This is a genomic window from Aestuariivivens sediminis (assembly GCF_022662105.1).
In the GTDB taxonomy this organism is placed as follows: Bacteria; Bacteroidota; Bacteroidia; order Flavobacteriales; family Flavobacteriaceae; genus Aestuariivivens; species Aestuariivivens sediminis.
In genome coordinates, this window is sequence record NZ_JAKMCP010000002.1 from 130,462 (window position 1) to 144,685 (window position 14,224).

The 14,224-nt window shown below is 37.4% G+C and carries 12 protein-coding genes; 4 read left to right on the forward strand and 8 right to left on the reverse strand.

Annotated features, from left to right (window positions below):
* Positions 1-621, reverse strand: a complete 621-nt coding sequence (locus MR054_RS05015) for a GNAT family N-acetyltransferase (RefSeq protein ID WP_242082582.1) — start codon at positions 619-621, stop codon at positions 1-3.
* Between the two features lie 505 nt (positions 622-1,126).
* Between MR054_RS05015 and MR054_RS05020 the strand changes: the two genes are divergently transcribed.
* On the forward strand, positions 1,127-3,763 hold the full coding sequence (locus MR054_RS05020; RefSeq protein WP_242156675.1) for an ATP-binding protein: 2,637 nt from the start codon (positions 1,127-1,129) through the stop codon (positions 3,761-3,763).
* Here the strand turns inward: MR054_RS05020 and MR054_RS05025 are convergent.
* Positions 3,747-4,427, reverse strand: coding sequence for a LytR/AlgR family response regulator transcription factor (locus MR054_RS05025; protein ID WP_242156685.1), 681 nt, complete (start codon positions 4,425-4,427; stop codon positions 3,747-3,749). The genes MR054_RS05020 and MR054_RS05025 overlap by 17 nt on opposite strands.
* 109 nt (positions 4,428-4,536) lie before the next feature.
* Between MR054_RS05025 and MR054_RS05030 the strand changes: the two genes are divergently transcribed.
* The 3 genes from MR054_RS05030 (at position 4,537) to MR054_RS05040 (ending at position 7,779) form a co-directional block, all read left to right on the forward strand.
* Complete coding sequence (locus MR054_RS05030) at positions 4,537-6,033, forward strand: vanadium-dependent haloperoxidase (RefSeq protein WP_242156701.1); 1,497 nt, start codon at positions 4,537-4,539, stop codon at positions 6,031-6,033.
* Positions 6,034-6,118: 85 nt separating this feature from the next.
* Positions 6,119-6,550: a doxx family protein gene (locus tag MR054_RS05035; RefSeq protein WP_242082587.1), complete on the forward strand. Its 432-nt coding sequence runs from the start codon at positions 6,119-6,121 to the stop codon at positions 6,548-6,550.
* Positions 6,551-6,597: 47 nt separating this feature from the next.
* Entirely contained in the window at positions 6,598-7,779 is a 1,182-nt protein-coding gene (locus tag MR054_RS05040; protein ID WP_242156703.1) for a transporter, read from the forward strand.
* Positions 7,780-7,790: 11 nt separating this feature from the next.
* Here MR054_RS05040 and MR054_RS05045 read toward each other — a convergent pair whose 3' ends face one another.
* From MR054_RS05045 to MR054_RS05070, 6 genes are all read right to left on the reverse strand, one after another.
* Entirely contained in the window at positions 7,791-8,528 is a 738-nt protein-coding gene (locus MR054_RS05045; RefSeq protein ID WP_242156705.1) for a 3-keto-disaccharide hydrolase, read from the reverse strand.
* Between the two features lie 24 nt (positions 8,529-8,552).
* Positions 8,553-9,605, reverse strand: coding sequence for a sugar phosphate isomerase/epimerase family protein (locus MR054_RS05050; RefSeq protein ID WP_242156706.1), 1,053 nt, complete (start codon positions 9,603-9,605; stop codon positions 8,553-8,555).
* Positions 9,606-9,625: 20 nt separating this feature from the next.
* Complete coding sequence (locus MR054_RS05055; protein WP_276520154.1) at positions 9,626-10,777, reverse strand: Gfo/Idh/MocA family protein; 1,152 nt, start codon at positions 10,775-10,777, stop codon at positions 9,626-9,628.
* Between the two features lie 6 nt (positions 10,778-10,783).
* The gene (locus MR054_RS05060; RefSeq protein ID WP_242156708.1) at positions 10,784-11,959 is read right to left on the reverse strand and encodes an MFS transporter; all 1,176 of its coding nucleotides are present in this window, start codon (positions 11,957-11,959) and stop codon (positions 10,784-10,786) included.
* A 31-nt stretch (positions 11,960-11,990) separates the two neighbouring features.
* Positions 11,991-12,938: a sugar phosphate isomerase/epimerase family protein gene (locus MR054_RS05065; protein ID WP_242156720.1), complete on the reverse strand. Its 948-nt coding sequence runs from the start codon at positions 12,936-12,938 to the stop codon at positions 11,991-11,993.
* A 173-nt stretch (positions 12,939-13,111) separates the two neighbouring features.
* On the reverse strand, positions 13,112-14,221 hold the full coding sequence (locus MR054_RS05070) for an AraC family transcriptional regulator (protein ID WP_242156728.1): 1,110 nt from the start codon (positions 14,219-14,221) through the stop codon (positions 13,112-13,114).
* Positions 14,222-14,224 lie beyond the last annotated feature (3 nt).

Consider the following 14,224-nt stretch of genomic DNA (forward strand, 5'->3'; position numbering starts at 1 on the left):
TTATTGTTTCTTATCCTTTTTTAAAAACATGGTTTCCTTAATATGCTTGAGCCTATTGAAAACCTTTTCCTTAACCAACTTTCTTTTATTTTTATCTTTTGCTTTAGGATCGTAGAGCATGCCCGTACACAAACACATTTTTCTATTAGTGCGTGTTAGTACGTCATAGTTTTTACATGTCTGACATCCATCCCAAAACGTTGGATCGTCTGTTAATTCAGAAAATGGAACTGGCTTATAACCCAAATCACTATTCATTTTCATTACGGCCAATCCTGTGGTTATACTGAATACTTTGGCATCAGGAAATTTGTTTCTCGAATGCTCAAATATTTTATGCTTTATTTTTTTTGCAAGGCCTTCTCCTCTATAATCGGGATGTACAATCAAACCTGAATTCGCAACAAATTTTCCATGACCCCACTTCTCTATATAACAAAATCCAGCAAATTTATCACCATCCAAAGCAATTACGGCATTACCATTTTCCATTTTAGTGGCAATGTATTCTGGGGTACGTCTAGCTATACCAGTACCTCTTACCATAGCGGATTCTGCAATGGTATCGCAAATAGTTTGTGCATATTTAATATGTGATGTATCGGCTATTACTACCTTCATTTCCAAGTCTGTATTAATGTCAATTATGATCTCATTTTTTTAATTCTGAACTGGACTCACCTTGTTCAATAAACGATTATACACCCTTACGGGCGACGAGGAAAATTGTGGCGCATAGGATTATTGTTAATGACTCTATTAACTGTATTTTGAAATGCTATGATGAAGTTTTTGGACAATTTGAAAAAAATTAAAATTACGTTTGGTTTTGGTCAATTCGGAGTGTTAGAAACAGCGGCGACGACGCACCGGTAAACAGGGTATAGACCTACGTATTTTATTTTTTAAATTTTTCATGATGTAAAACTATTAATTTATTTAACATTACGAATATAAAGTCATTACTTTTTGATGAAAATTACCAATATTGAACAAAAAATACACATTTGTTAAAAATAACGAAAGTTTTTGGGTTACAATTTTGATTTTAAAAAAGACCCCAACTGTTGAAGCTCAGCTTTCAGATCCAATTTTAATGGGTAATGTTTTATATTAGCTTTATAAAATGAAGTTTCGCCATTCCATAGTAATACGTCTTGCTCTGTTTTTTACAGCCTTAATTATATTTTCTATTTTATTGTCCGGATATTTGGTTTTCGAAAAGTCTTCAAAAGTCATTACCGAATATGCCAGGAATCGTATTATTCATGAGTCTGAATTAGCGGAACAGGCATTTTATGCCTTGCTGAATGAAGTCTCAAATGATATTGCTGTAATCGCCTCAAGCCCAACATTAAACAATTATGTAAGTAACCCGTCAACAAAAGCTGCTATAGATGTTAATACTCTATTTAAAAGCCTATTACATAATAAAGCATCTTATTTTCAAATACGCTATATAGGAATTGAAAATAATGGTGAGGAAATTATTCGTTTTGATAAGAAAAATGGACATGTCTTTAAATCGGATGACCTTCAACAAAAAGGAAATCGGGATTATTTCAAGGAAGCCATTGCGATTGAGAAAGGTGAACTTTATTTTTCAAAGATTAACTTAAACGAAGAGTATGGCATAGTTAGTGAACCTTATATTCCTACTCTAAGGGCCGCTAGCCCCATTTATAACAAGGCTGACCAAATTACTGGTCTTGTCATTATTAATGTAGACTTAAGTGATCTGTACCAAACCCTGGATAAAATTTCAAAAGAAGAATCTCAATTATACATAATAAACAAACAGGGTGAGTATTTATATGCCTTAGAAAAAGACAAACTTTTTGCGTCCCAAACAGGTAAAACAACTAATTTTTATTTGGATTTTGAAATTGATGCGACATCCTCCCTGGACCCAAATAGCATCGAAACCGGGTTTCCAATACGTTTAAACCCTAATGTTCTCAGCTATGTCATCCCCCTGAATTATTTTAAGAACAAGCGCAACCTCTATTTAATAGCCTTGGCAAAAAAGAATGTTTTATTACAAAGTGCACATGAGGTTAGAGACAACAGCCTCCAAACACTGCTTCTGGTTTGTCTGGCCTGCATGCTGTTAACATGGGTTTTTGTAAGTCTGATTTCCAAAAAAATCAACCAAATCACAAAGGCCATTAAAAACTATGATGAAGGCTTGACCAGCGACATTCCGTTACCTGTAAATAGAAAAGATGAGATTGGGGTATTGGCTAGAACATTTAAAAAAATGAAAGCTAAAATCGACCAAAATGTTAAGGAGCTTAATATTGCACTTGCAAAAGAAAAATTGGCCAAACAGCAACGCGATGATTTTTTACAAAATATGAGCCATGAATTACGGACGCCTCTTAATGCCATTTTGGGATTCAGCCAATTACTCAAAAAGAATAATCCATCGTCATCACAGACCCCAATTATAGAATCTTTAAACAGAAGTGCTCATAATTTAGCCGGATTGGTGTATGACGTTCTGGAGCATAAAAAATTAGTGGAGGGTACATTACATATGGAATACCAACCTACTAATATAGCACAACTATTAAAAGATATATACGCCAGTTATCAGTACGATGCCATTACAAAAGGGTTAGATTTTAACATTGAATTAAACCAGGAACTTGAAGAAAACATGTTCCAAACAGATCCATTAAGATTATCTCAAATGATTACTAATTTGGTGGTGAATGCCTTAAAGTTTACCTCAGAAGGAGAAGTTAAACTATGGGCGAAAATAAATCATACTACACCAAAAGAACTAGAAATAAAAGTTATAGATACGGGTATTGGTATTCTTCCAGAAAATATGGACAAGATTAACAACCGTTATTTTCAAGAGAACCAGGATCTATCCGGTCGTTACGGAGGGTATGGCCTGGGTCTATCGATTGTAAAACAATTAGCCACTTTATTTGGTGGATACTTAAGGGTTGATTCCAAAAAAGGCACAGGATCGATATTTCGAGTGACCCTCCCCATTGTACCTGCCGAATCCGTTAAGGTCACAGAAGAACCCTTGGTAAAAACAGATGAAGTTCCCTTATTGCATAAGGTCTACAAAATACTTCATATTGAGGACGACATGCCAACCAGAGAACTTATAAAGCATGTTTTCCCCTACCAATTTATCGAATTAAAACAGGTCAGTAAGTTACATGACGCAGCAAGGTATTTAGATAAAACGAAGCCAGATCTTGTTTTGAGTGATCTATTACTTAATGATGTTAATTTAAAACCCGAGTTAGAGGAATGGAAGCGTTCTAAAAAAATGACCTGTCCTGTTATTCTGATTTCTGCTTTAGAACCAGAAGTGATGCAACACATAACCCCTAATTATTTTCAAAAACCATTTCAAGTAGATGAGTTAAAGGATTATACCTTTAAAATTTTAGGAGCAAATGAATTTTCAATACCGAATTTTTCCAATGTTTATAGTAATTATGATAATAACAAAGAAAAAATAGTTCGAGTTATTAATTTGCTGATTGTTGAATTTGAAACCTACAAAAATCGTATTGAAAAGGCGGTCTCAAACAAAGACCAGGAGGAATGGGATGCCATTTTACATAAATTAATCACTCATATAAATAATTTGGAATTGCGTTCTCTTTCAGCACTATTGCCGGCAAAAATTGAAGCCCTGACCCTAAATGAGCTATCGGCTATCCAAAATGCCTTCGCCTATTACTTGTGCTGTTTTAGGGTAGAAAAAAGAATTAATTTAAAAGACTAATTTTTTGATACAATATTTTTTCGTAGCTCTGACTTAATGGAATATGGTCTTTACCTATTTCGATAAGGTTATTACCAATCGTGGTTATCCTGTTTAGATTAACGATAAATGAACGATGGACACGCTGAAAGAAATCAGGCAGTTTAACTTCAAGGTCTTTTAAGGTCATTAAAGTCAGTATTTTCTTTTTTTCCATGACTACCGAAATATAGTTTGCTTCTGATTTAAAATAATACACATCCTCTAAATTTATCTTTACCAACTTATTCCCATCTTTAATGAAAAGTCTATGGCCCTGACTTTGGTTTCTGGAATGAAATGCCTGCGCTTTTTGAAACGCTTTAAAAAAGCGTGAAAAATTAATGGGTTTCACTAAAAAATCAACAATCTGGTCGTAATTATACGAATCTGGTGCAAAATTTCTATTGGCTGTTATCATGATCACAGCCGTATGGGGTGAGGCTATTTTTAAAATATCCTCTCCGGTAATATCGGGCAAGTTATAATCCAAAAGGATAAGGTCAAAAGTCGAGCTATTAATAAGATTTATGGATTCGAATCCCGATGTTGTGGTTACAACACTTGATATATCGTCAATTTTACTACAAAAATGTTCGAGTAAATCGCACATCAACGGATCGTCATCAACAATAAGGCTTTTCATAGTTTCATCAAATAATAAGAGTATTTCATAAAGCAATATAGCCAATCTATATAATATTAATTAAATATGTGATGCAAAATATTAATATTGTCTACTTAAACTGATATACATGAAATTAAAGTTACAGCAGGCCATACTTATTTTGTCTTTGTTTGTATGTATTACCAACTGCAAAAATGAAAAGAAAGAGACCATGGCCAACAGCATGGTTAAAACAGAAGAGCCTAAAGGAAAGGATAATGTTGCTTTTCAATGGGCATTTATGGCACTTGAAGGTACAGCCAACGATACCGATAAATTTAAACCGAGACCAACGGTTACTTCAAGATTTTTAGGCCTTATTTTTACTTCGATGTTCGATGCCTGGACACGATTTGACGCTAAAGCAGTCCCCCTTTATTTAAAAGATGTAAAACGTCAACCAGAAAACAAGCACACTTTAAAAAATAAGGAAATCGCAGTAAGCTATGCGGCTTATCGTGCGCTATGCGAATATTACTATTCCGATAGTACCCTATTTAAAAATAAAATGTTAGCCTTAGGTTTAGATCCCGATAACACATCATTGGACCCTACTACTCCTGAAGGGATTGGAAACCTTGCGGCTAAAAGTGTTATTGATGCACGCAGACATGACGGATCCAATCAATATGGCGATGTAGAGGGCTCTATGGGAAAACCCTATTTTGATTACACCGGATATACGCCTGTTAATGATGCCGACAACATGGTAGACATCAATAGGTGGCAACCCAAATATTTTTCAGATGGCCAAGGGGGTAAATTTGCCCCGGGATGCTTAACACCCTACTGGCAAAAAGTGAAACCTCTCCTATTAGAAACAGCCGATCAATTCCGTCCGGGACCACCTCCAATGATTGGCTCGGAGCAATTAAAACAAGAAGTAAAAGAAGTCATTGAATTACAAGCCAATCTTACACCTGAGAACAAAGCTTTAGTAGAGTTTATGCGTGATGGCCCCAAATCGGTACAGCAAGCCGGACACTGGTTAAAGTTTGCTCAAGATGTATCCCTAAGGGATAATCACACGCTTGATGAAGATGTAAAAATGTATTTCCTTATTGAATCGGTAGCCATGGACGGGTTTATTGCCTGTTGGGATTCCAAGATGCATTATGATTTCGCCAGGCCATATGCCTTGGTTCACAAATATTATCAAGATCAGGTTATCGAAGCCTGGGGAGGACCGGACAAAGGGATGATGAAAATGAAAGGACAAGAATGGCGCCCATATTCCCCAGACACCTTTTTATGCCCCCCTTTCCCAAGCTATGTATCCGGCCACAGTACGATTAGTGGTGGCTGTGCTGAAGCTTTAAAACTTTTTACCGGTGATGATACCTTTGGTGTATCGGTCGAATTGGTGCCCGGGGCACTTACAGAACCCAATAATGTAGATGATCCTGTAGTTCTGGAATTCCCAACATTTACCAAAACCGGAGAAATGGCGGGTATATCAAGAGTTATGGGAGGCTACCATATACAAGCTGATAATATTGAAGGGCTTAATTTAGGACGTCATGTGGCACGTTATAACTATAAAAAATATTTAGAATTAATAGGTGAATCTGATGAGAATATGTAATTCATAAGAAGCATTTCAATGCGATTCTCTTTCGCCATATACCTTTGAGACGATATTTGAGCAAATAATTAATTATACCCGATTTATGACCCGTTTTATTTCCAGCATTAATAAATACAGATTACTTTGCATCAGCATTGGAATCATATACCTTTGGTTTGGAACACTTAAATTTTTTCCGCAACTAAGTCCAGCAGATGCTTTAGCCAAGCAAACGATAACATTCTTGACTGTTGGGCTGATTCCTGAGACCATAAGTATTTTGATATTGGCTATTGTTGAAGTGACCATAGGTTTGTTCTTAATTTGTAATTACCAAATTAAAACAGTGGTTGTTGTGGCGATATTGCATTTAATACTCACGTTTATCCCAGTATTGTTCTTTCCTGAAATATCGTTTGCCAAAGCGCCTTTTGTTTTAACCCTGGTGGGACAGTATATCATTAAAAACATCGTTATTATAAGTGCCTTGTTGTATGTTTATCCATTAGATGATTTTAAGATTGGAGACGCTTAAATTTTGCATAATAATGAACCCATCCACCTGTCCCAAAACTTCAAAAAATGTATAGTTCAAAACTAGTTATAACCAATAATTACTTTAAATTTTTAATCTTCATCCTTTTCCTATATGTGGGAATGGAAAATTTGAGTGCTCAGGGGTGTGTCGCCATTCGCGGGTACTCCTCATGCAGCATGGGTTACATGGACAATGGGATAAATTTAAAAAAGGGAGAGTTTACAGTAGGTTCCAATTTTAGATATTTCGAATCCTTTAGACATTTTAGGGGGACAGAGGAAGAGACCAATAGAATAGAAGATGGAACTCAGGTAATTAATGACTCCTATTTTTCAGATATTACATTCAATTATGGAATCTCAGAACGTTTGTATGCCAACCTGTTAATTCCCTTTGTTTCCCATGTAAGATCATCCATGTATGAACATGGAGGCAATAGCCTTTCGGATAGGCATAACACTAGGTCCAGTGGTCTATCGGACATACGCTTAGGCGCGGGGTATTGGCTAGTTAAACCCAATAGTAAACCATTTAATTTAGCAATGGGAGTCGGAATAAAATTACCTACTGGTGATTATAGATATACAGACACCTTTTATAATCAGGGGGATAATAAAGATTTGATGATTGATACTGTTGTTGATCAGTCCATTCAGCCAGGTGATGGAGGCGTAGGATTTAACTTAGACTTACAAGGGTATCATACCCTTTCCCATCATTTTATGTTAACCACCACCTTATACTATTTGCTCAATCCGAGAGAGACTAATGGCGTATTAACACGCAATGGTTCCAGTGAATTTTCAGTGCCCGATCAATACGCTGCACAACTGGGTGTTTTCTATTTTTCAAATTTAAAAGGTCTAAACGTCTATTTAGGAGGAAGACTCGAGGGTGTTCCCTCTTCTGATATAATCGGTGGAAGCGCAGGTTATAGACGACCCGGTTACGTTATCTCTATCGATCCGGGAGTTAATTACAGCGTCAATAACCTCATCATGAGTCTGAATGTCCCCGTTGCGCTGGAACGCAACAGAACACGAAGTTATCTCGATAAACAAAGAACTGCTGAAACAGGGGTGTACAGACACGGTGATGCGGCTTTTGCGGATTACCTTGTAAGTTTTAATCTAACGTATAAATTTTCTAAAAAACAAGACGCCCTAAAACACCCCGATATACCAGATTATAATATCGAAAACGCCTATTCAAGCAACTCCCTTTAGAGTTGTAGGGGTTATAAGATTTTTAGCTTAATATTTCTATACCAAACCTTATCACTATGATCTTGCAGGCCTATATGACCCGTTGGATATTTGCCGAAACCTTCCCAGCCTTTGAATTTTGAATTTTCGACCAGAGCATCCCATTGCTCACCATGAAGTGGAAACGTAACAATCTCTGTTCCATTTAAAGTAACCGATCCTTTATTGATGTCGTGGTTAACTTCTATAACACATAAATTCCACTGCCCAGCTGGTTTACAAACATCGTATTTGGGTTGAACCAGGTCATACAACGCACCCGCTTGATGAAATTTTGGGTTTTTAAAGGCATCTTCATGCCGTTCATTATCCAACACTTGAATTTCTAGACCCGTTTGGTAAGGTACGTCAAACTTTTCATCTTCAAACACACCTAAAAAGATACCACTGTTCCCGCCTTCAGAAATTTTCCACTCCAAGGATAAAATAAAATTCGTATACTTTTCTTTTGTAATTATGTTTTTATTGCCTTCTTCACTTGGTGTAAATACCATGGTGCCATTCTCAATGGACCATTCTGGAGGCATGCTGTCACTTAAATACCCACGCCAGTGATCAAACGAGGTTCCATCGAAAAGGGCAATCCAATCCGAACTTTGATTTTCCGCTTCCTGTTCCATAATTTCCATTGAAACTTCATCTGTCTTAACAACCTTTTTGCAGGCTACAAAAACTAAAATACCTAAAAGTAAAATCGTTATTTTTTTCATTTGTAAGTTATTAGTTTAAGGGATTTAAATACCCAATATGTTTTTAAGGGTTTCCTGATCTGTTTCCCCTCCGGCAAAATCATCAAAGCTACGTTCTGCGGCTTCAATAATATGTTTTTTAATAAAAGGTGCCCCTTCCTCTGCACCTTGTTTTGAGGATTTGATGCAACATTCCCATTCCATAACGGCCCAAACATCACATCCGTATTGGGTGAGTTTAGAAAAAATACCTTTAAAATCGGTCTGTCCGTCCCCTAAAGAACGAAAACGTCCTGCACGATCCTTCCAATCGGCATAACCCCCATAAACACCTTGTTTACCTGAAGGATTAAATTCAGCATCCTTGACATGAAATGCTTTTATTCTATCGTGATAATAATCAATAAAAGTAAGATAATCTAATTGTTGGAGCACAAAATGACTGGGATCGTATAAGATATTTACACGATTGTGGTTTCCTGTTGCCTCTAAAAAGCGCTCAAAGGAAATACCGTCATGCAAATCCTCACCCGGATGAAGTTCATAACATATATCCACACCTTGTTCATCAAAATGATTTAAAATAGGCATCCATCGATCGGCCAATTCTTTAAAGCCAACTGCCACCAAACCCGCAGGCCGCTGCGGCCATGGGTAAATTGTAGGCCACAACAATGCGCCTGAAAATGTGGCATGCGACTTTAAGCCCAATCTTTTACTTACCGTTCCAGATTTCATAACAACATCTATAGCCCAGGCTGTTCTTGCCTTAGGATTATTCCTAACGGCTTTTGGTGCAAAACTATCGAATAGGACATTGTAAGCGGGGTGAACGGCAACTAATTGCCCTTGTAAATGCGTAGAAAGTTCTGTTATTTCTAAACCATAAGAATGGACTTTGCCCATAAGTTCATCACAATAGGTTTGACTCTCTGATGCCTTGTCAATATCGATTAAATGGGATTCCCATGTGGGTATTTGAATTCCCTTGTAGCCTAAACCAGCTGCCCATTGACACAGCCCATCCAGGCTGTCAAAAGGTGGCTCGTTATCAATAAATTGTGCTAAAAATATCGCTGGTCCTTTTAATGTTTTCATTGGCGTATCCTCCATAAATTTTAACTTAATTTAGTCCAACTGGCATTAGCTTTATCGCTTTCCACCGAAGCATAAATAAATTGCATACCTCGCAAGCCGTCGTCAACAGTAGGATAATCAAATTTACTATCGTGTTCATCATTTAAAACGGCTAATACATGTGATGCAAAATTTTTATAAATGGTTGCAAATGCTTCCAAATACCCTTCGGGATGACCCGCAGGTATTCTGCAACTCTCCAGAGCTTCAGGATACAAATCATTTCCATTGGGTGTATAAATTTTAACAGGTTTATCCAACCAATGTGTTACCAGTTTATTCGGATTTTCCTGGTGCCATTCCAAACTTCCCCTATCCCCGTAAACCTTTATGGCTAAATTATTTTCTTCTCCAAGGGCTATTTGTGAAATAGACATGGTTCCTTTTGCTCCGTTATGCATTCGCAACAATACATTACCATCATCATCTAAAATTCTTCCTTTCCCAAATCGACCAAGGTCCGCTGCCAATTCAACAATTTTCAACCCGGTTATATACTCTACCAAATTTTCCGCATGGGTCCCAATATCTCCAAGTGCTCCACCAATGCCAGATTTTTTTGGATCTACCCGCCAGGACGCTTGTTTATTTTCCGTTTTTTCAACAGCAGTGGACATCCATCCCTGTAGGTATTGCACCTGTATTTTTCTTATGTTACCGAGATCACCTCTGGCCACTAATGCTCGTGCTTGTTTAACCATAGGGTACCCCGTATAATTATGTGTCAATGCAAATAATTTACCACTGTCTTTTACAATGTCTACTAACTGATAGGCTTCATCTAAGGTTAATGTCATGGGCTTATCGCATAGCACATGAAATCCATGCTCCAATGCCATTTTTGCCGGAGGGAAATGCATATGGTTAGGGGTTACAATCGCCACAAAATCCATTTTCTCATCATCTGGAAGTTCGTTTTCCCTGTAAATCATTTCTTCAAAACTCCCATAGCAGCGTTCTTCAGGTAGAAAAAGTGCTTTTCCCGATGCCTTCGACTTTTCTGCACTGCTACTAAAAGCACCACACACCAATTCAATCATCCCATCTATGGATGCAGCCTTCCTATGGACATCGCCAATAAACGAGCCGAAGCCTCCACCAATCATTCCCATTCTTAATTTTCTTATCGCCATAAATGCTTAACTTTCTACTTGTACCGTGTTTCTCTTTTTCATGTAAATATTAAGCCCTAAAAAGGCCACAATTAAAATAGCCGGTAGAATTGACATAATTCGCAAAACTTCATCCGGGCTGGCATTATCCAACATATTACCCATGATTGGCAGTATTATCGACACCGAGAACATCCCGGCACCACCCATGATTGATAATCCCAAAGCTCCGGTTTCCGGTAAATATTCAGCGACAAAGCCCAACATGGTCGGCCAAAAAAATGTTACTCCTATGGCAAAAATCGCTGCAGCAAAAATAACCATTGCGCCTGTAGAAGCACTTAATAACCATAATCCTAAAAATGTAAAAATGGCCGAAAACAATAACATCCCTGCCGGTTTCAATTTATGAATGACCTGCCCGGCAAAGGCCCGACCAAAAGCCATTATACCATTAATAAATGCCAGAACCAATAATGGTTTCGCTATGGATTTACTCAGCAAGGACTCAATTCTTTGGGTATTCGCCAATTCTGAGCCTGCGGTCAAAAACATGCAAATAACCATGAAGATAAACAAGGGCTTTAAAACACTTTTAAACATGTCGCCATAGCTTACACCCATTTGCACACGTTCGGTAACAGGAAACTTTTGCCCAAAAAACATAACCCCATATATGACTAAAGGGATAAACAGGGTGGCTACCATAGTTTGCCAGCTTAGATCCATGACATCCATGACCAAATACCCGACCAGAGCACCAATAACAATGCCTCCGGGAAACCAAACATGAAATCGATTAAGCATTTTGGTTTTTTTGTCAGGATACATTGATGCAATCATTGGGTTTAGCGCAGCCTCTACCATACCATTGCCAATACCAACAAAAAGTGTCGCGATAAACAATGAGGTCATAGTTGTTGCCATCAAGGTTAGAACAATGCCAATAGCATGGGTAATAAAGGCGATCCAGGTAATTTTTTTTATTCCTAAGGAATCTACCAAAGGGCCTCCTATAATCATAGCCAATGTAAATCCCCAAAATGCCGGTGTAAAAGCGTAACCAATCTGTTCTAAAGTTAAGCCAACGCCCTCGGGACCAAAAACGGTTTCAAGTCGCGCCCTAATGGCAAAAGTCATAGCTGTTACAATTAGAGCTATACAACTAGCTATAAAAAGTCTATTCTTATTAATGTGGTCCATAATTATGATAGTTTAGTTAGATATCTTAGTACTATTGCAACTTTTCCAGCAATTTTTTGGTGGCGAGAATACCATCCTTTTCACTTAAATTACTCCCCTCATATTCTACACCAATATAACCCGAATATCCGGCATTTTTAACAACGGTCAACATTCGATTATAATCTATGTTTATTTCATTTCCAGATTCATCAAAGTCGTATGACTTTGCACTAACAGCCTTCGCATAAGGCATCAATTCTTCCACGCCCTTATATTTATCGTACCACTCTTCGCAATCGTGGACGCTTCCCTTAACGCAAAAATTACCAAAATCCGGAAGTGTCCCGCAATTGGACATGTTTACCTCTCTAATTACAGAAGACAACCATTGTGCGTTGGACGTGTAGCCTCCATGATTCTCAACAATAATATTAATATTTCTTGTTTTGGCATATTCTGATAATTTACTTAATCCAATAACAGCCTGAGCCATTAATTCATCGTAACTGCCATCTCCATCTGCATTGACCCGTATCGAGTGACATCCTAATCCATGCGCTGCATCTACCCATTTCTTATGGTTCTCAACAGCCTGAATTTGTTCCTCCTCATTACTGGAAGCCAAATCACCTTCCTCATCCACCATAATTAAAAGATTTCTTATGCCATAGACTTCACTTTCGGTTTTCATTTTTTCTACTACCTTCTCCATACCCATTGATTCAACCTCTTCTTTATAGAGACTACTGACGTATTCTATCGCTTCAAATCCAAGAGCATGGGCCTCCTTAGCAAAATCGAAAGGACTAATTTCCCCACTTTTGATCTTCTTGTGTAAAGACCATTGAGCTAACGATATTTTAAATTGAGGATGTTCAACGCGTTCCATTTCTATCTCATTATTGGCTTCTTTTTTTTTGTTTTTAACACATGAAACAATTGTAAGAAGGACCAGGACAATTGTTGATGCTTTAATAATTGCGTTTTTTAAAATCATTTGTTCTAGAATAAAATTATCCGGTTAACCTTTCAAACTCGGCAAATATCCATTGGGCTGATTGAATGAATTACATGATTAAAAGGATAATTATTGTGAAAATATAAAATCAATTGCCAATTCCTGTTTATTTTTATTCAGTGAAAGGATTTATACAAAAAACCAAACAAAATTTAGTACCCGGAAGCATCTTCTATCGATACGGCCTCCAGTAAAAATTTGTCACGATATTCAATAGGCGTGCTTTTTTCATGCTTTTTAAACACCGTAGAGAAGTATTGGCTTGTTGAGAAACCACAACTAAAGGCAATTTCAGAAATGCTTAAATTTGGTGCTTCCACCAATAATTTCTTTGACATTTCTAGACGTTTAATCATCAAATATCGCATGGGGGTCAAATTAGTTAATCGTTTGCAATGATGCGTAAACCTGGTCAAACCCACACCTGCCGATTTTGCCATTTTTCCAATAGTCCAATCATCAGAAAGGTTCTTATCCAACTCACTCAAAAACAATTGAACGCTTCTAGAACTATCAATGAGATCCTCATTAAGTTCCATATCCTCAGTATTCAACAAATCCAAAATCAAAATCAATAAATAATTCACCAGTAATCTAATTCTTGAAGCATTACTTCCTTCAATATCTGTATTCACCACCTGGCTAATCCGTTGAAAACAATCACGAATTCTACTGCCGGCTTTCCAATGCATTTTTTCGTTTTGCCTTAAAATCGTGGTCAATCTTTCCAGGTCATTTTGTGCCAGCATGATCCAATCCGGCCAAACCCATTTTTGATGAGGTCTTCTTACCCCTAAATCCAAAATGACCCAGTAAAACTTACCCATTCCAATTTTTGGATTACCAACTTTATGGGCTTCCCAAGGTCTTGTAATTGTCAAACTATTAGGAGACAACATCATATCCTTACCTTCCTGGGAATAGGGCATGGAACCCGATTCCAAAAAATGGATTTCTATGCCTTCATTTCTGTGCCAGTCCAATCCCCAATCTTGAGGTTCATTGGCATCCCAGTACCCGACACTATTTAAACCCATGGTGTCATTGGTTAAGCGGTCTCCCGGATAGGTATATCTGGCCAGTGCCTTAAATTTTAACTTTTTACGCTTTACAGCATCAATAAGAGGCAAACACGTATCGGCATGATACACCACCCCCTCAGCCTCAAATGGTGCTATTTGTTGTATATTTACTTTCACTGAAAAAAATTGAACATTAATTCTATGCAAAATAGCTAATTTGCCTCTAAATAAAAATTTCATTGA

What these genes read in the sequence shown, in the direction of transcription:
- MR054_RS05035 (WP_242082587.1), top strand. Translation starts at nt 6,119, where the DNA reads ATGACCCGTTTTATTTCCAGCATTAATAAATACAGATTACTTTGCATC.
- MR054_RS05040 (WP_242156703.1), top strand. Translation starts at nt 6,598, where the DNA reads ATGTATAGTTCAAAACTAGTTATAACCAATAATTACTTTAAATTTTTA.
- MR054_RS05030 (WP_242156701.1), top strand. Translation starts at nt 4,537, where the DNA reads ATGAAATTAAAGTTACAGCAGGCCATACTTATTTTGTCTTTGTTTGTA.
- MR054_RS05055 (WP_276520154.1), bottom strand. Translation starts at nt 10,777, where the DNA reads ATGGCGATAAGAAAATTAAGAATGGGAATGATTGGTGGAGGCTTCGGC.
- MR054_RS05070 (WP_242156728.1), bottom strand. Translation starts at nt 14,221, where the DNA reads ATGAAATTTTTATTTAGAGGCAAATTAGCTATTTTGCATAGAATTAAT.
- MR054_RS05065 (WP_242156720.1), bottom strand. Translation starts at nt 12,938, where the DNA reads ATGATTTTAAAAAACGCAATTATTAAAGCATCAACAATTGTCCTGGTC.
- MR054_RS05045 (WP_242156705.1), bottom strand. Translation starts at nt 8,528, where the DNA reads ATGAAAAAAATAACGATTTTACTTTTAGGTATTTTAGTTTTTGTAGCC.
- MR054_RS05050 (WP_242156706.1), bottom strand. Translation starts at nt 9,605, where the DNA reads ATGAAAACATTAAAAGGACCAGCGATATTTTTAGCACAATTTATTGAT.
- MR054_RS05020 (WP_242156675.1), top strand. Translation starts at nt 1,127, where the DNA reads ATGAAGTTTCGCCATTCCATAGTAATACGTCTTGCTCTGTTTTTTACA.
- MR054_RS05060 (WP_242156708.1), bottom strand. Translation starts at nt 11,959, where the DNA reads ATGGACCACATTAATAAGAATAGACTTTTTATAGCTAGTTGTATAGCT.
- MR054_RS05025 (WP_242156685.1), bottom strand. Translation starts at nt 4,427, where the DNA reads ATGAAAAGCCTTATTGTTGATGACGATCCGTTGATGTGCGATTTACTC.
- MR054_RS05015 (WP_242082582.1), bottom strand. Translation starts at nt 621, where the DNA reads ATGAAGGTAGTAATAGCCGATACATCACATATTAAATATGCACAAACT.